Source organism: Agarilytica rhodophyticola (assembly GCF_002157225.2).
Taxonomy (GTDB): Bacteria; Pseudomonadota; Gammaproteobacteria; order Pseudomonadales; family Cellvibrionaceae; genus Agarilytica; species Agarilytica rhodophyticola.
The window spans coordinates 6411074-6431418 of sequence record NZ_CP020038.1 but is presented as its reverse complement, the minus strand read 5'-3'; the positions used below and the strand labels follow the sequence as shown (position 1 = coordinate 6431418).

At 41.8% G+C, this 20345-nt stretch carries 16 protein-coding genes; 4 read left to right on the top strand and 12 right to left on the bottom strand.

The window, feature by feature from the left end; translation table 11 throughout:
• Window positions 1-72: 72 nt before the first annotated feature.
• Window positions 73-411 (top strand): P-II family nitrogen regulator, encoded by a 339-nt coding sequence (locus BVC89_RS26595; protein WP_086934117.1) that lies wholly within the window; start codon window positions 73-75, stop codon window positions 409-411.
• A 430-nt stretch (window positions 412-841) separates the two neighbouring features.
• On the top strand, window positions 842-1087 hold the full coding sequence (locus BVC89_RS26585; RefSeq protein WP_086934115.1) for a hypothetical protein: 246 nt from the start codon (window positions 842-844) through the stop codon (window positions 1085-1087).
• A gap of 154 nt (window positions 1088-1241) precedes the next feature.
• Here BVC89_RS26585 and BVC89_RS26580 read toward each other — a convergent pair whose 3' ends face one another.
• From BVC89_RS26580 to BVC89_RS29995, 11 genes are all read right to left on the bottom strand, one after another.
• A complete protein-coding gene (locus BVC89_RS26580) occupies window positions 1242-1925 on the bottom strand; it encodes a DUF484 family protein (RefSeq protein WP_086934114.1) in 684 nt (227 codons plus the stop codon).
• A complete protein-coding gene (gene dapF, locus BVC89_RS26575) occupies window positions 1922-2752 on the bottom strand; it encodes a diaminopimelate epimerase (RefSeq protein WP_086934113.1) in 831 nt (276 codons plus the stop codon). The genes BVC89_RS26580 and dapF overlap by 4 nt, the downstream gene beginning before the upstream one ends.
• 1 nt (window position 2753) lies before the next feature.
• On the bottom strand, window positions 2754-4007 hold the full coding sequence (lysA, locus tag BVC89_RS26570) for a diaminopimelate decarboxylase (protein ID WP_086934112.1): 1254 nt from the start codon (window positions 4005-4007) through the stop codon (window positions 2754-2756).
• 132 nt (window positions 4008-4139) lie between these two features.
• On the bottom strand, window positions 4140-4295 hold the full coding sequence (locus BVC89_RS26565; RefSeq protein ID WP_103654314.1) for a lipoprotein: 156 nt from the start codon (window positions 4293-4295) through the stop codon (window positions 4140-4142).
• 194 nt (window positions 4296-4489) lie between these two features.
• On the bottom strand, window positions 4490-7354 hold the full coding sequence (locus BVC89_RS26560) for a class I adenylate cyclase (RefSeq protein WP_245929246.1): 2865 nt from the start codon (window positions 7352-7354) through the stop codon (window positions 4490-4492).
• A gap of 155 nt (window positions 7355-7509) precedes the next feature.
• Complete coding sequence (gene msbA / locus BVC89_RS26555) at window positions 7510-9264, bottom strand: lipid A export permease/ATP-binding protein MsbA (protein ID WP_086934111.1); 1755 nt, start codon at window positions 9262-9264, stop codon at window positions 7510-7512.
• Between the two features lie 276 nt (window positions 9265-9540).
• On the bottom strand, window positions 9541-10497 hold the full coding sequence (locus BVC89_RS26550) for a branched-chain amino acid transaminase (protein WP_086934110.1): 957 nt from the start codon (window positions 10495-10497) through the stop codon (window positions 9541-9543).
• Window positions 10498-10595: 98 nt separating this feature from the next.
• Window positions 10596-13502: a bifunctional [glutamate--ammonia ligase]-adenylyl-L-tyrosine phosphorylase/[glutamate--ammonia-ligase] adenylyltransferase gene (gene glnE / locus BVC89_RS26545; protein ID WP_086934109.1), complete on the bottom strand. Its 2907-nt coding sequence runs from the start codon at window positions 13500-13502 to the stop codon at window positions 10596-10598.
• A 111-nt stretch (window positions 13503-13613) separates the two neighbouring features.
• Window positions 13614-14330 carry a YebC/PmpR family DNA-binding transcriptional regulator gene (locus tag BVC89_RS26540; RefSeq protein WP_086934108.1) on the bottom strand — a complete coding sequence of 239 codons (717 nt, stop codon included), beginning with the start codon at window positions 14328-14330 and terminating at the stop codon, window positions 13614-13616.
• A gap of 136 nt (window positions 14331-14466) precedes the next feature.
• A complete protein-coding gene (locus BVC89_RS26535) occupies window positions 14467-15438 on the bottom strand; it encodes an ATP-grasp domain-containing protein (protein ID WP_086934107.1) in 972 nt (323 codons plus the stop codon).
• Window positions 15439-15483: 45 nt separating this feature from the next.
• Entirely contained in the window at window positions 15484-15924 is a 441-nt protein-coding gene (locus BVC89_RS29995; RefSeq protein WP_086934106.1) for a hypothetical protein, read from the bottom strand.
• A 440-nt stretch (window positions 15925-16364) separates the two neighbouring features.
• On the opposite strand from BVC89_RS29995, the gene BVC89_RS26525 reads away from it, so the two are divergent.
• Complete coding sequence (locus BVC89_RS26525; protein ID WP_086934105.1) at window positions 16365-16922, top strand: TlpA family protein disulfide reductase; 558 nt, start codon at window positions 16365-16367, stop codon at window positions 16920-16922.
• Between the two features lie 105 nt (window positions 16923-17027).
• On the top strand, window positions 17028-18170 hold the full coding sequence (locus BVC89_RS26520; protein ID WP_086934104.1) for a M14 family metallopeptidase: 1143 nt from the start codon (window positions 17028-17030) through the stop codon (window positions 18168-18170).
• 157 nt (window positions 18171-18327) lie between these two features.
• On the opposite strand, the gene BVC89_RS26515 is transcribed toward BVC89_RS26520, so the two are convergent.
• Window positions 18328-20232 (bottom strand): phage tail family protein, encoded by a 1905-nt coding sequence (locus tag BVC89_RS26515; protein WP_103654312.1) that lies wholly within the window; start codon window positions 20230-20232, stop codon window positions 18328-18330.
• Window positions 20233-20345 lie beyond the last annotated feature (113 nt).

The window sequence follows — 20345 nt, the reverse complement described above, 5'->3', positions numbered from 1 at the left end:
TAAATTACAACGAAATGTAAGCCTCGAGCCATTCGGATTCAGAGACAAAATAAAACATTAAGGTAATCAGTAATGAAGTTAGTTACAGCAATAGTAAAGCCCTTTAAGCTTGATGATGTGCGCAGTGCGTTGTCAGAAATTGGTGTGCAAGGGATGACCGTGACAGAAGTTAAAGGGTTTGGTCGCCAAAAAGGTCATACCGAGCTTTATCGTGGTGCTGAGTATGTGGTGGATTTTTTGCCTAAGGTAAAATTAGAAATGATTTTAAAGGACGAGATTGTTGATGCCGCAGTGGAGACAATTTCTCAAGCTGCGCAAACGGGCAAGATTGGTGACGGTAAAATCTTTATTACAGCCTGTGATGACGTTATCAGAATTCGCACTGGTGAAACCGGGCCTGACGCAATTTAATTGCTCTGCATTAATTTTTTTGTAAACAAAATCATATATTAGTCATAGTATAGAGCATGATGTCCTTGTAACCTTGATGTGTTTGTTTTTCAGATGGTTGCTAACTTTATTGTGATATATCACATAGAACAATTTTGCCCTTTTAGTTGTCTATAATTGCCAAGGTGTATGTAAGCTATACACCTTATGTCATAAGCTAAAATTAGTGTGAACAAGTCTGGATATTACGTCATTTACTTTTTGACAAATCAAATGTCCTGGGAGTATATTTTTTCCCTGTTCCATACCGCTATAAGCAATCAAATTAAGGTGTTTTTTTATAGCAAAATAAACTAAAAATAATTCTGTAAAGTTGTTGTAGGAAAAAAAATGAGCTATAACTTTATCGGAATTTTCATCAAATTCTTGCTGCGATTTATGAGGTTGTAACATGAGTACAGATGATCAAGATTTATCAACTGATCAATTGGACGATGTCGGTGAAGAGAATGCTACTGTCGAAGCTAGTACTGAAAGTGATGCATCAGTTTCGGTAAAAGACGCTGAACGACAACGCATTCAAGCACAGATCGAAGAGTTCTTAAATAAAGGTGGGCAGATAACACAGGTGGGCTCAAGCACTATGTCTGATCCTCCTAAGCGTCCTGAATCTAATTACGGCGGTCAACCAATATAGGTTGATGCCCCGGCAGCCTTCGCATTTTATCAGCAGATGATAAGGTGAACGGAGGCTGTCAATCTTACCTATGCGAGCCAGTGGCGTATAAACACCTAAGTAATTCTTGGATAATTCCTAGAATATTATTGTTAGGAGGTTAAAGCTACTAAATCTACAGGTACTTAGGTAATATGCGGTTGAGTATCTCACCGATATAGCCTAAAAATAGGGTTCCCATACTTGAACGGTAATAAGTTGGGTCTTGATTACCGATAGCCAATACACCAAAGATATTGCCGTGTTCTAGTACTGTCATGGCTGCAGAGCCCACATTTTGAGCATCTGAGTCGAATAAGAATTCCATCTCTTTTACGTCAATTCCTCCAGTAACTGCTTTAACAGATTTAAGGCGTTTGCCTATAGCGATCTTGGCTGTATTAATGGATTCAATTCTAGCTTCGCCAGCATTAACGCCATTACTGCCAAATAAAATCACCCTGGTATAGTGAATACCGAAGTCTTTATTAAAGCTGTGATATAGCGCGTCAATCAGCTCGGGAAGTGTTTTAGCCTCCAGCAGCGCCAGCACTAGACGTTTGGTCTTATCGAATAGCTGGTCGTTTTCACGGGCATTTTCTAGCAAATTATTAAGCCGTTGGCGCATCTCGATATTGCGTTCACGCAGTATCGATACTTGTTTTTCCACAAGAGATATTGCTTGACCACTGTTATGAGGCAGCTCTAGTTGGGCAAGCAAGTTTGGGTATTGTGAGAAAAAATTTTGGTTTTCAGCTAAAAATTTTGCCACTTGTTCGTGACTAAGCTTTTCAGGGTTTGCAGAAAATCTTTCGCTCATAGTTTAATTTGACCTTGGAAAACAGATACTGCTGGCCCTGTCATCATAACAGGCTTACCTTGCCCCTCCCAAGTTAAGGTTAAGGTGCCTCCAGGTAAATGAATATCAGTTGTGTGATCGAGTAATTGGCGCAAACGGCCAGCCACCATGGCAGCACAAGCGCCTGTGCCGCAGGCGAGCGTCTCACCAACGCCTCTTTCGAATACTCGCAATTTGGCTTCTCGGCGGGATAAAATCTGTAAAAATCCTGCATTCACTCGTTTCGGGAAGTGCTTATGCTTTTCGATCAGTGGGCCAAAGCGTTCAACGGGAAAGCTTTCTACATCATCTACCAGTGTCACAGAGTGGGGATTACCCATAGAGACGGCAGAAATTTCAAATGAACGACCACCAGCTTCTAACGGATATATCGACGCATAGTTCGCTGCTTTAAATGGGATTTTTTCTGGCTCCAGAACAGGCACCCCCATATCAACGGTAATACGATTATCTTCGTGTACATGCAACACAAGGTTGCCGTTGGTGGTTTCTACCTCTATTTTATTTTTTACCGTTAAACCACGTTGCCGCACGAATGCCGCAAAACAACGGGCACCGTTGCCGCAGTTTTCTACTTCGCCCCCATCTTGATTATAAATACGGTAGCGAAAGTCGGCGTTAGGTGTCTGCGGCGGTTCTACTAGCAAAACCTGATCGCAGCCGACGCCGAAGTTGCGGTCAGCGAGCTTACGCACTCTCTCAGGCGTCAGGTTAATTTTTTGGGAAATGCCATCGATCATCACAAAGTCGTTGCCGAGACCGTGCATTTTGGTAAAGCGCAAACGCATGTTAGATATTTTCCAGAAGATGTTCGCCGCGTATGAGATCGGCGAAGCTCTCGCGCTCGCGAATCAGGTAACTTTTGTCGCCATCCACCAAAATTTCTGGTGCGCGGTTGCGTGTGTTGTAATTAGAGGCCATAACAAAACCGTAGGCTCCACTAGAGAGCAGGGCTAAGCGATCTCCCTGTTTCAAGGCGAGCTCTCTCTCTTTGGCGAGAAAGTCACTGGTTTCACAGATGGGGCCGACAATGTCCCAAGTTAAAGTTTGCTCTTCTGAGTCGACTACAACAGGCTTGAGATCTTGCCATGCCTGATACAACGCTGGGCGAATATTGTCGTTCATAGCAGCATCAACTACAGCAAAATTCTTGTGCTCACCTGGTTTTAAGTACATGACTTCAGTTAACAATAAGCCGGCATTCCCCACGATAGAACGCCCTGGCTCAAGCACTAATTCTAGTCCTCTTGGGGCGATTTTCTCTTTGACTTTAGCCAAGTAAGTATCAATTGCAGGCGGCGTTTCATCGCGATAGACGACACCAATGCCGCCACCAAGGTCGATGTGTTGAATCGTAATCTCGGCTTCTTGTAATTGGTCGATGAGTATCAGCAGTCGATCTAGAGCGTCAAGAAAAGGCGTAATATCTGTGAGCTGAGAGCCAATATGGCAGTCCACACCTACAATATTAATATTCGGTAATGTGTTTGCCCAAGAGTAGATCCTCACAGCATCATCAATGGCAATTCCAAATTTATTCTCTTTTAATCCAGTTGAAATATAAGGATGAGTGTTAGCGTCTACATCTGGGTTTACACGCAGAGAAATGTTGGCTTGCTTATTCATTTTTTCCGCAACAGCGGATAAGGTCACCAGTTCAGCTTCTGATTCCACATTAAAACATGCGATGCCAAGCTCTAAAGCTCTTTCCATCTCCGCTTTAGACTTACCTACGCCAGAGAAAATAATCTGATTTGCGGCACCGCCGGCGCGCAATACTCGCTCTAGTTCGCCACCAGAGACAATATCAAAATGCGCTCCAAGAGCAGCCAATATTTGTAATATTGCTAGGTTGGAATTGGCTTTAACGGCGTAGCAAATCTTTCCTGGGTAATCACCCAATGCTTTAGTATAAGCGTGGTATGAATCGGTAATGGCCGCCTTACTGTAGACATATGAAGGGGTTCCATACTGATTTGCTATCCCATTTAGGGACGTGTTTTCCAGGTAAAGCTCATTGCCTTGTTGCGTGATTTCTTGCATTTCAACTTCTCGTTTCTATATGTTGTCTGATCTATATCTTGTCTGATCTATCTTTTCCGATCTTTTCTGTGGCCAGGCTAGATATGGGCCAGACTGCATATAGGTCAAACTATGTACGGGATGACCATACCTTTATTCTTGTTGCTCTTTCTGCTCTGGTTTAGGGTCATCTGGCAAGGTTAGCTCGCCCGTTTGACCGCATGCGCAGAGATACAGGATGACAGCAGCATAGAGTAAGGTTGATGTCACTTTAGAGTGCCAAGCTGAAGACTTAGGTAAAAATAGCATCTTATGGCGTACCTACTCTGTTATGAAAAAACGGAGTATACCCATTAGGGCCTATTAACACTAATAGAACGCTGTTTAAAGATATAAAAATACAGTAATTTAAGAGCCTAGAGAGGAAAATAAGTTGTTTTAGCAAAAAGCTCGGTAAAAGTGTTTGGGTGTTTTTTGATCATTGATGCGGCTATTTATAGATATTAGGCATTAATTAAAACATTAATGGACTTGTTCAGCTGGGCTTCTAGACGGTGTTTTATCCTTAAATAGTGGACTATTTGCAGGCGGTCATCCCGTGCTATTTTATCCATTACCATGCTCAAATCTAAATCTGTGATATATATGGGGTAGGATGCATTGCTGTCGCGACGAGACAGAATGAACTGGCCTATTACAAGCTCGAGCTGATCGCCAAAGATATCTACTGCAAATTCTTGGTCTTCACAATAAAAGTTGTAGCGCACTTCATTGTCACCGTCTGCAAAGGCGACAACTTTGAAATCAAACTTAGTCACTTGTAAAGGTTCTTGTACGATTTTTCTGGGCTTGGCCTGATATATTCCGTCTTCTGTTTTGACAAGCTCCATAACGTTGATAGGGTATATCCCGAATTTGCCATGGAATTCTGGGTAGATATTCGCTTGTCGATAGAGTACAGAACGTAAAAAGCGGTATAGGGGTCTTAAGGGGTTGTGATTTTGACGACCTCTAAATACACTTTTCAAAACAGAACCGCGCTCGTCTACGATATATATCTCTATGCCGATATCAAAGCGCCTAAAGAACACGTCAATAGAGTTTTCGCGACTGTTTTTACAAATAGTATTGATTGGGTGCTTGGGTAATGCCCGGCTGTCCATGATGATTTGGCTGTAATGGAGTTGCTCTTGCTCCAAGTGGCTAATGAGGTGCGACTCTGACATAAATCCCTGAATTTTTGGCTTCATGCTTTTAAACTGCAAGCAATAGTAGGCATTTGCCAATTGAAATATGAAGCGATTATATTGGGATTCTTTGTTCGCGAAAAAGCAGCGAGTAATTTCGTTAATCCAGTTTTCTACACGTTGGCTAATAGTGGTCGCGTGAGCATTGCCAATACATACTATTTTAATTGTAGGCGGGCGCTGATGGGTTCCTGGTATGGTAAATTGTAAGTATTCGGTGATGGCATCGAGGAGGGCGTTTTTCCCCTTGAAATGCCTAACGTTAATTTCATTCCAGCTATTGCGCACAACAGTATCTATAGAGGCTACTAAGTTTTCCTCAAAGCCACCATAACTAAGTGCGTCATTGCGAGCACTCATGCGTTGATAGCCAATACTGTCTAATTGAGGGGTGGGAGATACACCTGCATTAATTAAAAATAATGCTGTTTCGGACTTTGCTGTCTGTTGAAATGAACTGTGGCTCAAAGGCGCCATAGGTAAAGGCAGCCAGGTGCGAAATGTACTCAGTAGACGCTTTAGTTCAATAGGGGTGATATCGATACTCTGATCACACTCGACCCTGGTATTTTGCTCAATGACACCATTAAAGTAGCACCAAAAAATTAGCTCGATAAGGTTGGTTGATGATTTAATTGGTGTACTGTTTTGCTTCTTTATATCTAGGGATTGGCAGCTAAATGCAGTCCATATCGGGCCTTTGAGCTTATCGTTATCTACTTCAGACAACATTAAGATATCTTCGGCAATATCGTTTGAAATACTCGGGTTTATCCACTCTATTTTGCCTGGTCGTCGTTCAAAAGCCGCTTGTAGTTTGCGTCCTAAAACTAATTGCTCGTCACTGGATAGTGTTCTACCTGCGCCTACTGTACCAGCAAACTCCATTAAAAAATGATAACTATGATTGAGCTCGGCGACCAATAAACTTCTTTCGTTGTTAACTTCAACAGCTTTCCATTTTGGACGACTGTCTAAGAACTGTATGTGCTTCATCGACCACCCCCAGGACTCAGTAAATTGCTCCAGGAGTTTGCGCTGCCAGGACTTTGCATTTTGGGGGGGCGCCGATAGCTTCTTACCTACTTTGAAGTAAAAACAGCGACGTACCAGTTCTAGGCGTTTGAATTGTTCTTTTTCTAGGAGGTATTGCTCGATGCGGTGGTAAATCATCACGTAGCTATCCAGTGCATCGATGTTTAACTCGCCTTGATATATGAGATGTTTGAAAGTGTGACTTAAGGGGGTGATATTGGGATACTCAGCTACATATACTTCAAGTAGTAACAGTTTTAGCACTGATTTATAAGGAGATTCTATCGCTTTATACAGTTGCCATATGCCCGCTCCAAGAAATTCTCCTGGCGGGATCTTGTCAATGCCGCCGAAATCTAGCACGCTATTTCCGGCGACAAAACGCTTATATAACAGTGTGTTAGTGTACTCCCGATACTGACTTTCGGCATCCACTGGCACATGCCACCATAATGGCATTTGGCCGCAAATATAAATAGCTGAGCGATAAAATTCATCAAGCAGCAAAAGTTGCTGGGCACTGCCGCTGGATTCCTTGTTTAACGCAGTAAACTTTCTCGCTTTGAAGGCCTCGTTATCCATCAGGAAAAAGTGTACCTCAAGGCGCATCTTCGATGCCCAGGTAGTAATGTACTCGCATTTTAGTTCGAGTTCCCTGAGAGCTTTTTTAGGCAGCCCTGGTCGATGACAAAGCCATATATCAAGGTCGCTGCGGCCACTCTGGGCAATGGTGCCAACACTTCCCATTATGAAAATGGCGTAGATATCGTCTCTCGCTTCAGGCTGAAGTGTAAAGGTGAAGCTTTTAGCAATCGACTTGCCGACTAATAAATCATGACGGCTAGGCTTAAAATTAGCGACACGTGCTGGCGTCTGACGTGATACAAAACCCGGTAGCATGGGATGGTTGACATGAAACAACAAGGCAAGGGAATCCATAAACACTTGCTGACGATCGGATAATGCCCCGCGCATTCGCTCTAGCCGATCTTCATTGATCGCCATAAAACGCTGTCTTAAGGCGATAGCGTTTTGTAGGTCTAAGCCATTTTCAATAACGAGATTATGCGAGGAAAAGTGATTCACTGCTGTATTTATTTAATGGCTAGAATAGACGATTAGTTGGTACCCTAAACCTTTATACTAGCAGTGCTGTGAGGGGGTGTCTGAGGGGCTATTAGAATATTTTAACTTATATCTAGAAAAGCTTATAAATGGAACCTACTTCAAAAGATTGAGCTTTAGGCATTATTTATTTGAGTATTGTGAAGTTTGACATAAGCACCATTTTTGGCCATAAGCTCTTGATGGTTTCCTTGCTCAATAATTTCTCCTTGTTGCATAACGATTATTTTATCGGCATTCTCTATGGTGGATAATCTATGAGCAATAACTAGGGTTGTGCGTCCTTCTTTTAATCGTTCTAGATCTACTTGAATATGTTTTTCAGACTCATTATCTAGGGCCGATGTGGCTTCATCTAAAATTAAAATGGGTGCATTTTTAAGGAGTGCACGTGCGATGGCGATACGTTGACGTTGCCCCCCAGAGAGTAAACCTCCGTCTTCTCCAATGTTTGTCTCGAAGCCGTCGTCTAGGTTGTCAATAAAGTGCTTGGCATAGGCGCCTTGTGCAGCCAACTTAATGTCCTCATCGCTTGCATTTTGTAGGTCACTACCATAGGCAATATTAGAACGAACACTGTCGTTGAAAAGGGTCGTCTGTTGGTTAACCAGTGCGATATTGTGACGTAAATTCTGCATTTGGATATCGTTAATTTCTATACCATCGATAGTAATACTACCTGATGATGATTCGTAGAACCTCAGTAGTAAGCTGGCTATTGTCGATTTACCACTGCCTGATGAACCCACTAGGGCGACTGTTTCACCCGGTTCAATCACAAAATCAATATTGCGTATTGCTTGTTCATTTTCGTTGTAGTTAAAGCTGACATTTCTAAATACAATCTTACCTTTAACCTGCTCTAGGGTTTTCTGTCCATTATCTTTCTCTCTTTCACTATCGATAGTGGCAAAGATGGTTTCTGCTGCGGCCATACCTCGCTGAATAATGGAATTAACTGTAGAGAGTTGGCGAAAGGGTTTGGCTATTAGGCCGGCGTAGCCTACATACTCAACTGCATCGGCAGCGCTACCATTCCATATCTTCATGATTAAGTAAAAAATACAGGCCAGTGATATAGCTATAACAATATGTAGTATCGGTGTTTGTAATGCCTTAACCCGTTCATATTTAGTTGAAAGTTCAAGGTTATTATTGGCTGCACTCTGAAAGCGCGCGTTTTCGTACTTCTCTCCAAGGTAACTTTTAACCAGCTTAATGCCTTGGAACGATTCGGTAGATATATGGGTAATTTGGCCAACAGCACTCTGAATACTTCTGCTTTTACGTCTAAAATACCGTGAAGCTAGAAAAATGATACTACCAAGGATGGGGGCGATGACAAAAAATATAAGAGTAAGCTTCCAGTTAATTGTGATCATTGATATTAAGCAGAAAATAACGACGCTGCCATCGCGAAGCATAATCTTGATTGCATTGGTAACTGAGTCTGTTACCTGCTCTATATTATATATAATTAGAGATACCAACTCTCCACTGTTACGCTGATCGTAATAGCTTTGAGGCATATAAAGCATGTGAGTGAATACAGTTTTTCGAAGGTTATTTACAACGTTAAGACCAACTCGGCTCATGAAGAAATTACCAAGAAAGGAACCCAGCCCTCTTAGTACACTCAAGACTATTACTCCCAAAGGCACGAAATAAATAGTATTTACCACTTCAGCAGGTAAAAAATATAATGCTTCGGAAGGTTCGTTATTTAGGTAGTCAACAAAATATTTGAGCATCGCCACGAGCGATGTTTCCATGGCGCCGTATAGGACAAAGCCAAAGACACTGAGAGCAAGAAAAAATTTATATTGGAAAGCGTAACTTAAAAGGCGTTTGTAGAGGCCGGAATTTTGCAAATCTGTTCTCTCTTCTTACAGCATCTAGAAAACAGCTTCTAGAACTTAGGGGTTTATTAATAGGGTTCTAAGTGAGGGCCGGAGCTGGGCGAATTGGCGCCGACAACACTCCGTTGCTCTAATTTAACATTAAGAGCTTTCCCTTGAAGTGCAACATGTTATATCAACAATTCGAAGTGTAAAGGGATCAGGCCTCGAAATACAGCGGGCGCCATTGGCAAGACTGGATAGACCCTGGCCCAGCGCACTTAAGTACGTTGGGCTACAGGGTAAAACTTAGGCTTTCACTGGCGCTAGCCAGTCGAAGTATTCTTCCCTTTGTCCTTTGATCGTCTCAAAGTACATGGATTGAAGGATTTGCGTAATTGGGCCGCGTTTTCCATTGCCTATTGCACGACCATCCAGTTCTTTGATGGGCAGAACTTCAGCCGCTGTGCCGGTGAAGAAGGCTTCGTCAGCAACGTAGACTTCGTCGCGGGTTATGCGTTTTTCGTGGATTTTCAAGCCTTGATCGGCAGCAAATTGAAAAATGGTGCTGCGGGTAATACCATCTAGGCAGGAAGTAAGCTCGGGTGTATATAATTCACCCTCGCGGACGATAAAAATATTCTCCCCACTACCTTCTGCTACATAACCTTCATTGTCTAGAAGTAGTGCCTCCTCACAACCGGAGTCCAGGGCTTCTTTCAGGGCCAGCATGGAGTTTATGTAGTGGCCGTTGGCTTTAGCCTTGCACATAGAAATATTAACATGGTGGCGAGTGTAGCTTGATGTCCTTACCTTGATACCATTCTCGGTGGCTTCTTGTGACATATAAGTAGGCCATTCCCAAGCGGCAACAATCACGTGTGTTTTTAGATTGTCTGCTCGTAGCCCCATACCCTCTGAGCCATAAAACACCATGGGGCGTAAATAAGCCTCAGCAAGGTTGTTTTCCCTAACCACAGATTTTTGTGCTTCATTAATCGCTTCTTTATCCCAGGGCATCTTCATATTCATAATATGTGCCGAGCGAAATAGGCGATCGGTATGTTCTTTTAATCGAAAAATGCAGGTGCCTTTATCACTGCTTCCTGCATCTGTATTTTGACTTGCGGTATTATAAGCTCGTACGCCTTCAAAAACGCCCATTCCATAATGCAGGGTATGGGTTAAAACATGTACTTTGGCGTCGCGCCAGGGTACCAATTCTCCGTCAAACCATATAACACCATCGCGGTCTGCGAATGACATAAAGTTCTCCAATAATGCAAATTAATTAATCTATTTTGCTCTCGTTTGTTGTTCGTTTTGGCTGTAATTTCGATATCTCGATCTTGTATTACGTTTCTTTATATATCGGCAGATGAAGTCATCAGGTGCCGCCATATATTTGAGACACTTTGTCGTTCACAAACGAACTGGTCAGCATCGACAATGCTTGGCTGCTGTTGCAAGGTCAAGTGATGTCCCGCTGAACGAAATGCTTTATAGGCTTTTATGAGCTGGTCGACCTCATGAGTGTCCAGCAAATTGGTTTCTGCAAAAGATTCCAATATTCGGATGTTGTCCGTATATGTTACTAACGCTGGGTGAGAGTGAGACCAGGCGAGTACCCCATATTGAACCATAAATTCTATGTCGACGATACCGCCTTGATCCTGCTTAAGGTGAAAAACATCTTCATTTTTGTCATCGCTACCTAGGTGGGTACGCATTTTGTTGCGCATCTCAACCACCTCTCGATTTAACACATCAAGCTTTCTTTTACGGCGTAATACATCGGCTCTGATATTTTCAAATTCTTTACGCAGCGTGTTGCTACCTGCAATAACACGAGCACGCACCAGCGCTTGATGTTCCCATGTCCAGGCGGACTCTTGTTGGTATTTGGCAAAGCTGTTGGCACTGGTGACAAGCATGCCCGAGTTACCCGAGGGGCGCAGACGCATATCCACCTCATATAAATCACCAGAGGGCATATTAGTGGTGAGGAAATGAATAATTTTTTGGCCTAGGCGCATAAAGAATGTTTGGTTGTCTAAACTGCGTTTACCATCTGTGTAACCATTGGTGCTGCCATTGTGGATAAACACAAGATCTAAGTCGGAACCGTGGCCTAATTCGATACCACCAAGTTTGCCATAGGCAACGATAATAAATTCGGGGATATCCTTTTCTACACCATCGGGGTAGCCGTGTTTTCTGGTCATCTCCCGCCAACACAGCCACAATGTATAGTCGAGTATTACTTCTGCTATCCATGTTAAGTAATCACTTACTTTCATGAGCGGTAAGGCTTCTGTTATTTCTGAAGCTGCTACTCGTAATGTGTGTGCTGAACGAAAATATCGCAGCGCCTCCATCTGAGCTTCTAAGTCATCTTCAGCAATACGTAATGTTAAGCGTGTAAGTTCCGATTGTAATTCGTGGCGCAGAGGAGGGTGATAAAGGGTTTCAGGAGAGAGTAATTCATCTAGTAAGGCCGGGTGCTCGGCTAAGCGATCGCCAAACCATGGGCTGGCTTGGGTGAGCTTCAGTAGCTGCTTCAATGCTTCCGGGTTTTCGATTAAAAGTAGTAGATAAGCACTACGACGCACAACGGATTTAATAAGTTTTATCAGTCTTTGTAAGGTCTCGCTTGGCGCTAGAGTATTTTCTAAGTTCAGTAGTAGAACCGGCATGAAAGTATCTAGGCGTTCATGACTAATTTTGTGCATGTTTGCTTGTGCCTTCCAAGCTCTTAATTCATCAATAATTCGATAACTAAGTTCGGGGTTTTCGTGACCGGAGTCAGCAAGCTGTTGCTGCGCGTGTTGTTTTTCGTCGTTACTTTGCCAAAATGATATCCAGTTTTGCAGGTGCTCGCTTTGTTGGCCTTGATTCTCGGGCGCGGCAATAAGATCAGCGAATACCTCTTGCACAAACATTCTATGATGATCGAGCTGCTCACTAAATTGTTGCCAACTGTCGAATGCCATCACGCGACATAGTGCTGCTTGAGCGTCTTTATTGGTGGGGAGTTTCTGGCTTTGCTCGTCATTGTAGCCCTGGATAGCGTGTTCGGTATTTCTCAAAAAAATATAGGCTTTTTGTAAACTATCGACGGTTTTATTGGGCAAACAATTTAATTCGGCCAGCAGCGGTAAGATTGTCAATAGACCATTGTGCTGTAGCGCATGTTCGCGACCACCGCGAATAAGCTGAAAGACTTGTGCTATAAATTCTATTTCTCTAATACCACCAGCCCCTAATTTAATATCCTCTTGTAGACCTCGTCGTTTTACTTCCTGAACGATCATTGTCTTTAAATTTCGCAATGCATCGATAACAGAGAAGTCGATATATTTGCGATAAGTAAAGCTGCGTAACATCGACATCAATTTATCTTTTTGTTCATCGCTAGCATTACTGGCAACTACATCTGCCTTGACCATGGCATAACGTTCCCATTCGCGTCCTTGGCTTTGATAATACTCTTCAAGGGCGTTGAAGCTATGTACCAAGGGGCCGCTTTGCCCGTAGGGACGTAAACGCATGTCAACACGAAATACCATACCCTCAGAGGTCATGGCATCGATACTGTGAATAATTTTTTTACCTAGACGAGAGAAAAATTCATTATTATCCAAGGCGCGCTTAGGTGAGTCGGTTTGTCCCTTTTCGCAGAACGTAAATATAAGATCAATGTCAGAAGAAAGATTGAGCTCATTAGCTCCTAGCTTGCCCATGCCGATGATGAGAAAAGGCTGTTTTTCTCCTTCTTTATTTCTGGGTTCACCGTATTTTTCGGTTAGTTGTTGGTGGTGAAATAATAGGGCAGAGTTAAGGCAAGCACGGGCCAACAAAGACAGATCCAAAGCCGTTTCTTGAAAACATGCAATTGAATTAAAATCCCGCCAAATAATGCGCATCATGGCTTTGGCGCGAAATAGTCTTAGGAAGCGATCGAATTCTTCTGGGCTTTGTGTGCCGTGGTTTTGTAAGGTGTCATGGTAGGTGAGATGAAAATCCCCATTAGCTATGGTGTTATCGCTGAGTAAATCTATTAGATGATTAGGGTGACAAATAATTTGTTCTTGTACATAGCGGCTGGTGTCTAACATCAGTTCTAGCTGCTGTTGCCATTGCTTATTGCTGGCTAATAAGTCGTTTATTTGTTGTTGCTGTTCGCTTGAGGAACTGTTGCTTAATCGCTCATAAAAATTTTCATGCTTATCGCGTGACTGCGACGAAGCCCAGGGGAATTTGGCAGACATATCAGGCCCTATATCAACTTCTAGACGGCATATGTAATTGCTCAGTCTTTTGTTGGATTGATTTTTATACAGGGATACATTGGCGCTGGTCAATAGACCAGCGCAGGCATCTTAAAATTCAGCACTATGATAAACGTTTTGTACGTCTTCAAGTTCGTTTAGCATGTCCAAGAGCTTGTTAAATGTCTCAACATCATCGCCAGAAATAGGTGATGTGTTCTGCGGTACAAACTGAATTTCATCGACCTCGAATTCCACTTCGCCGAGGGTCTCGTTTAAAGCAACTTTGGCTTTGTTATATTCATTGTGGGGGGCAAACACCGTAATTTTACCAGCGTCACTTTCGATATCCGTCACGTCTACATCGGCCATCATCAGGGCTTCTAGTATTGCTTCTTCATCGTCGCCAGGGAACACAAATATGGCGAGATGATCAAACATATGCATAACGGTGCCTTGGCTACCAATTTTGCATTTTGTTTTGTTAAAGCAGGTTCGTACATCACCAAAAGTGCGGTTTGGGTTATCGGTTAAACAGTCGACTATCACCATACAGTTGGCGGGGCCAAAGCCTTCATAGCGGGCGACCGCGTAGTCTTCTCCATCTGCCCCTTCCGATTTTGCCAAGGCCTTTTGGATCACATGGCTAGGCACTTGATCTTTTTTTGCACGATCCAGCAAGCTGCGAAGGGATAAATTTCCATTCGGATCTGCCCCTCCGGATTTGGCTACAGTGTATATTTCCCGACTGTATTTGCTATACAACTTGGAGTTCTGATCCGACGTCTTTGCCATCGACTCTTTACGGTTCTGATATGCTCTACCCATCTCATGACCTTCAATTCAAACAAAAAAGAGATCTTAATCCTTTTCATAAAAAATTAAAGCCGCTTGGGCGATTTTTTTATTTATTGAGCCAGAGTCATCAGGGCGATTTTTATACAAACAGTAAGTCGACTTATGGTTATGAAAGTAAAGCGGAGGCAAGTTGCTGCGTAATGGCATCTCCTGTTTTTAACTCCACATCTAAGTATATGGGACTTGAGTTGACTTCAAGAAAGTAATAACCGTTGTCATCTGTGAGTTTGATATCAATGCCGCAGAATCTATAGCCCATGTTCTTTGCAATTTTAATGCATATTTTTTGGATATCATCAGGGAGGGTATGGTGTTGATAGGTAGCAGATCCTTCTTCATAGTCCTTATCTCCTCTGAAGTCTAGTGTGCCTTCCGGTACGCATACACAGACGCAAGAGATAACACGATTATCTAATACCATGACTCTAAGATCTTTGCCGTAAATACGCTGTTGAAAAATGGCCGGTGAGCGGCGTATATGTACTAGCTCTTCTTCTTGCAATTGTTTGGGGTTAATTGTCAAAGCGCCCCCTGCAGCAGGTTTAGCAATAACATGTTCGAGATGTTCCATAAATTGCTTTGCTTGCACTGGATTATTGGTAATTAATGTTTCAGGTAAGGTACAACCTGCTTCACGCATTATTTGTAGCTGCAGAGGCTTATTCTCGCTAATGACCATAGCTTTTTGTGGGTTATAAATCGGTTTACCTCTGGATTCAAAGGTGTATATCCATCCCATAATGGTATCGTGCCTGTCTCTTTGAGCGAGACTTTCGTGATACCAGTGTTGCCAGTCCATCTTATGTTTAGCACTTGAGGTTCTGCTAAAAAAAGACTCCCCTGGTGCAAGTAACGGTCTTTTGTAACATAGAACTGAATGAATCTCGTCAAAACTTATGGTTTGCTCTCCCCATATGATTTTGCCGCTGTCGTGCCAGCTCCACTCAGGAAAACCGTGATTGAGCTGAGGAAAATAACAGACCACTTCGGCACCTGCATTCTGCAATGTTTCGACTTGATGTTGACACTGTCTTGAATCCGTTTGACCAAATACAACAATTTTTCGAGTTTTATTCATAGTATCTAATTAAAAGCTAATACAACTTTGAATCCAGTTTTATATTTATAGTTTTATATCTATACCAAGAATCTTTAGTAGCTTATTTATATTATCTACTAAATTGTTAGAGCCACTTTTATCGCTATTTATTTCCTTATTTAAAATGTCGAATATACTTGTATCAGGCTCCGCGAGCTTTATTTTTGGATCAGATCCAAAGTAAATGTTGCCACCTTCTTCGCCACCGGCTTTCGTAGATATTTCTGAGTCGCTAACGCCACCGCCTTCTTCCATACCACCGCCGGCTTTAGTGGATATTCCCGAATCGCTAACGCCACCACCTTCCTCCATACCTCCGCCGGCTTTGGTAGATATTCCCGAATCGCTAACACCACCACCTTCCTCCATACCGCCGGCAGCTAAAGTGGTCATGCTCGATTCTTGAATTCCACCACCTTCTTCACCACCAGCTTTTGTCGAAATATTATTACCAATTAAGCTCATTTTTCTATCCCAATGTTATGTTTGTAAATTGAATTAGGCACAAGGTATTTATTGATAACTGAGCCTTATCCTAGGTAGCACTAAATCTATTTTTGTTAAAAATTAATTTTTAAATATTATCTACTGACAAAAAGAAACTAATTTTTGTTAATTTAGTTAGCTGCTCTCATGATAAGTTCGGAATAGTTTGTTTTTAGATCTGAAAAATTACCTTTTAATATGAGTTATTCTTATTGTTTTGAAATGACGAAATTATCGTATTTTTATTTATCAGCAGCTTAGATGTTTTTACCGGTAAGTTCAGTTATGATGAGTCTCTCTGGCTGACAATAACTGTGATAGGCAATGATATTCTTGTGTGTTTTTGGTTTTCTAAATATTGCTTAATTTGTTGCTATTGAGAAATACTTGAGATTGTTTATGTATGAGTAGAACCTTACATGTCTAAAATTGTACCCAAAGAATTGTCAAACTCTGATGTGAATTCAAAAAAAGTAGGCTGGACAGAGAGGTTGAAGCGCTTTGTCAAAGAATTTACATTCTTTGCCTTAGTTTTTACCGGTATTACTATATGGCAAACCTGGGATATGTTATCTACTGATGGCAGTGTTCAAATTGATAATATATCTTTGCCTTCTCTTGCCGGAGAAGTAGCAACACTTACTGAAAATGATAAGCCCACTCTTGTCTATTTTTTTGCGCCTTGGTGTGGGGTTTGTAAAATGAGTATTGATAACTTGCAAGGTTTGAATACAGATAAAATTCATGTGGTTACTGTTGCTCTTGATTATGATAATACACAAGAGGTAGCGGAATTTATCGGTGAGCAAGAGCTACAAGTACCCGTTTTACTGGGAAATAAAGAGGTGAAGCGTCAATTTCAAGTAAAAGGCTATCCTAGTTACTATGTTTTAGATAAAAACAGAAATGTAGTGTCAAAATCTTATGGGTACAGCACAGCTATAGGCATGAAGCTAAGAGCCTGGGTAAATGGTTAATGGTGATGATATAAGAAGAAATATGTGCCATTTGCTGTTAATCGAAGATGCCAATTTAGAGTTATGTTATGCTGACGATATCGAAATCTTAAGCACCTTATTTATATGAAAATAACCAGTAATTTTGACAGCGGTAACATTAATGTGTTGGCTGCTGATGCACCTACCGATATCAAACTATCAATTCGTAAGGATCATCAATCAGATTTTTACCAATGGTTTCACTTTAAGCTTGAATCAGTTGCGATGGTTGAACATAAAATGTCCATTGTTGACTTAAGAGCATCTGCTTATCCCGATGGTTGGAAAGATTATCATGCTGTGGCTTCTTATGACCGTAAAGTGTGGTTTCGAGTTGATTGCGAGTTTGATGGTGATACCTTAACAATTAACCATACGCCTGAATATAGTAATACTTACTATGCTTATTTTGCTCCTTATGGTTATGAGCGTCATTTAGATTTACTTGCTTGGGCGCAGACATTTAACGAATGCCTGCAAACAAATCTGGGAGAAACACTCGATGGTCGAGACCTGTCCTTGCTTAAAATAAGTGAGGCAAGTGACGATTCAGAAGCTCAACAACGGGAGAAGAAAGTCGTCTGGATCACCGCTAGGCAACACCCTGGTGAAACCATGGCCGAGTGGTTAATTGAAGGTTTGTTAGAACGCTTGCTGGATGATGAAGATGGAGTTGCGCGCTCCCTACTCGCTAAGTGTGTTTTCTATATTGTGCCTAATATGAATCCTGATGGTTCATACCGAGGTCATCTTCGCACCAATGCTGCGGGAATTAATTTAAATCGAGAGTGGGCAACGCCCAGTATGGAAAAAAGCCCTGAAGTTTATTTGGTTTTAAATAAGATGCGTGAAACGGGTGTAGATCTATATTTAGATATTCATGGTGATGAAGCTTTACCCTATAACTTTATCGCCGGTGGAGAGGGTAATCCTAATTACAGCTCGGAGATTGCTGATTTAGAAGACGCTTTTAAGCGTGTTTTGATGCAAATTACACCAGAGTTTCAAGATACTTATGGTTACCCTAAAGATGCACCAGGGCAAGCTAACTTAACTATTGCTTCTAATGCCGTGGGCAATGAATTTAAGTGCTTTGCTTGTACTTTGGAAATGCCATTTAAAGATAATGCCAACCTTCCTGATCATACTTTTGGGTGGTCTCCTAGTCGTTGTAAGCAACTAGGCGAAGATTTACTGATAGCAATGAATACTATTACACCAGTGTGAGGTCTGTTAGCAGACCTTAATATCCAAGGTGTGAGACATAAATTAGTTAGCTACCCCATCAATAATTAAATAAATATTATGGTAGTTTAATTACTGAAAAGGTAGCCTACATCGTCCCTTACTTTTTATAAGATCTAGTGTCTGTACTAAATATTACCTAAGCCCATTGAACAGGAGCCGACGTTTGTGGGTTATTCTGCTCCCGCTCTGCCGACGTATTATTTACGTTCCAAATAAGTTTTGTCGATTTATTTAAGACTAGGTTTTGGGTGGTATGACTTTTATTTGCACCAGGCACATATCTGTCTTTGAGTTCGCCTGCTTTTCCTTGGTTGGCCTGTTTTTTGGCCAAGGCCTTGTCATCTATTACTCTTATTCGCTCCCTAGCGCCAGAGGTAAAACCTTTACCTGCTTTTTGCGAAGCCATTCCAGCTTTTCCTGCCTTACCAAGGTTGCTCAAACCTTTTACACCTTTAATTGCGCCGCCAGCACCGGTGACGGATGTGGCAACATCAAACCCTCCTGTTACAATATCTGATACATTATCTTCAATGCTGCCGCGTCCATTGGCGATATTAGCTGTTCCTCCGGTGACTTTTGCCATTCCATCAACTGCGCCTGTGACGAAGCCAGCTCCGAAGTTACCGGTTTTTTTCACTACATTCCCAACCGAATCGCCCGCTTCTTTACCTGCTACAAGGGATACAGGGGATGAGACAATGGATGCGGTTCCATCGACCATTTGACCTAGTCCGGTTTTGAAACCATTAGACATTGTTGACCACTGATTTTTCATGCCATCCAATACGGAATTGAATGCACCACCAATGTCGCCTTTGAAAAGCTTACCCATCGCTTGGGCGCCACCTTTTGCGAAATCAACTACTCCTTTACCAATACCTTTAACGATATTCCACGCACCTTTACCTAAATTCACGACACCATCTTTAACGCGAATAGCCGTATCTTTAACGGTATTCCATATCTTCTTACCACCTTCTTTTAGAACGTTACCTGCGCCTTTGAGATCCCCTTTGAACAATTTACCGAGGAAAGCCCCCCCAGTTTTTATTGCTCCTACAATGGTTTTTCCGACACCTTTAACAACGTTGACAACAGCTTTACCAACACTTTTAATGCCGTTCCATATTCCTTTTCCTATACCTTTAATGCCGTTCCAAATACCTTTACCAATTTTGGCGATACCCTTTCCAATACCTTTGAAAAAGCTACCTATTCTCGCAAAGAAACCTCTTTTCTTTTGCTTTACATCTTTCCATTTTTTCTTTCCTGAAGAGATATCATTAAGATCTTGTGGTTTCATCCAGCGAGTTTGTAGACCATCAGTACGTTTACCCTTTAACTTAACATCCTTAAGTTCAGAAAGATCTGAAATACCTGCTTTTTTCATTTTCTGTTCTAACGCAGCTTCCATACTTCCGTATTTCTTGACGTCTTTTTCGCTAACTCTAATTTTTACTTTTTTACCATCAGCTGTTTTACCATTTACAGCGAAATTTTTAAAATCTTTCAGCATTCCTCTAAGGTTAACACTCTCGTCTAAGCCTTCTACGCCCATGTTCTTAGGAGGGGGAGGGGCAAATGCACCAGAAGATTGAGCGCTTTGATGGAGTGCTGCTAACATCATAAGCTTGAGTAAAGCATCTAGGTTTTGCATAAGTCGCTTTGACTCTAAGTCTTTTAATGCATGAAAAAGCATGCTGTTTAAAGCATTTTTCACTTCTTTTTGAACAGGAGAAGACTGGGCCATAAATTGATTAGGATTATTTTTATTAGCCGACTGTCTGTCCAAAAACTGCTGTATAACACCATGTGTGCGCTGTAATGTTTTTTGTAATGAGGCGTTATCAACACTTGAATTTACACCTTTTGATAGATAATTATCTATGGCGTTGTGGGTATTTGACAATTCCTGGCGCAATGTTTCCGTTGTGGGAATCATCTTCGCCTTATTGTCCGTGAACGGCTGGTTTGAACCTGCAATGGATAGCAAATTCTGTGTAATAGCACCAGCGACCATGGCCTTATTAGATATAGTCATAATCATTGTCTTCTTGTAAGTGAGTGATTTTTAAATACTACTGGCCACGTTGCTACTGACAGCATTTAGCAAATCTACGATGTGAAATGTATATTCATCGTATTTACTTCTGC

What these genes read in the sequence shown, in the direction of transcription:
- BVC89_RS26595 (WP_086934117.1), top strand. Translation starts at nt 73, where the DNA reads ATGAAGTTAGTTACAGCAATAGTAAAGCCCTTTAAGCTTGATGATGTG.
- BVC89_RS26585 (WP_086934115.1), top strand. Translation starts at nt 842, where the DNA reads ATGAGTACAGATGATCAAGATTTATCAACTGATCAATTGGACGATGTC.
- BVC89_RS26580 (WP_086934114.1), bottom strand. Translation starts at nt 1,925, where the DNA reads ATGAGCGAAAGATTTTCTGCAAACCCTGAAAAGCTTAGTCACGAACAA.
- dapF (WP_086934113.1), bottom strand. Translation starts at nt 2,752, where the DNA reads ATGCGTTTGCGCTTTACCAAAATGCACGGTCTCGGCAACGACTTTGTG.
- lysA (WP_086934112.1), bottom strand. Translation starts at nt 4,007, where the DNA reads ATGCAAGAAATCACGCAACAAGGCAATGAGCTTTACCTGGAAAACACG.
- BVC89_RS26565 (WP_103654314.1), bottom strand. Translation starts at nt 4,295, where the DNA reads ATGCTATTTTTACCTAAGTCTTCAGCTTGGCACTCTAAAGTGACATCA.
- BVC89_RS26550 (WP_086934110.1), bottom strand. Translation starts at nt 10,497, where the DNA reads ATGTCATTCGCAGACCGCGATGGTGTTATATGGTTTGACGGAGAATTG.
- glnE (WP_086934109.1), bottom strand. Translation starts at nt 13,502, where the DNA reads ATGTCTGCCAAATTCCCCTGGGCTTCGTCGCAGTCACGCGATAAGCAT.
- BVC89_RS26540 (WP_086934108.1), bottom strand. Translation starts at nt 14,330, where the DNA reads ATGGGTAGAGCATATCAGAACCGTAAAGAGTCGATGGCAAAGACGTCG.
- BVC89_RS26535 (WP_086934107.1), bottom strand. Translation starts at nt 15,438, where the DNA reads ATGAATAAAACTCGAAAAATTGTTGTATTTGGTCAAACGGATTCAAGA.
- BVC89_RS29995 (WP_086934106.1), bottom strand. Translation starts at nt 15,924, where the DNA reads ATGAGCTTAATTGGTAATAATATTTCGACAAAAGCTGGTGGTGAAGAA.
- BVC89_RS26525 (WP_086934105.1), top strand. Translation starts at nt 16,365, where the DNA reads ATGTCTAAAATTGTACCCAAAGAATTGTCAAACTCTGATGTGAATTCA.
- BVC89_RS26520 (WP_086934104.1), top strand. Translation starts at nt 17,028, where the DNA reads ATGAAAATAACCAGTAATTTTGACAGCGGTAACATTAATGTGTTGGCT.
- BVC89_RS26515 (WP_103654312.1), bottom strand. Translation starts at nt 20,232, where the DNA reads ATGACTATATCTAATAAGGCCATGGTCGCTGGTGCTATTACACAGAAT.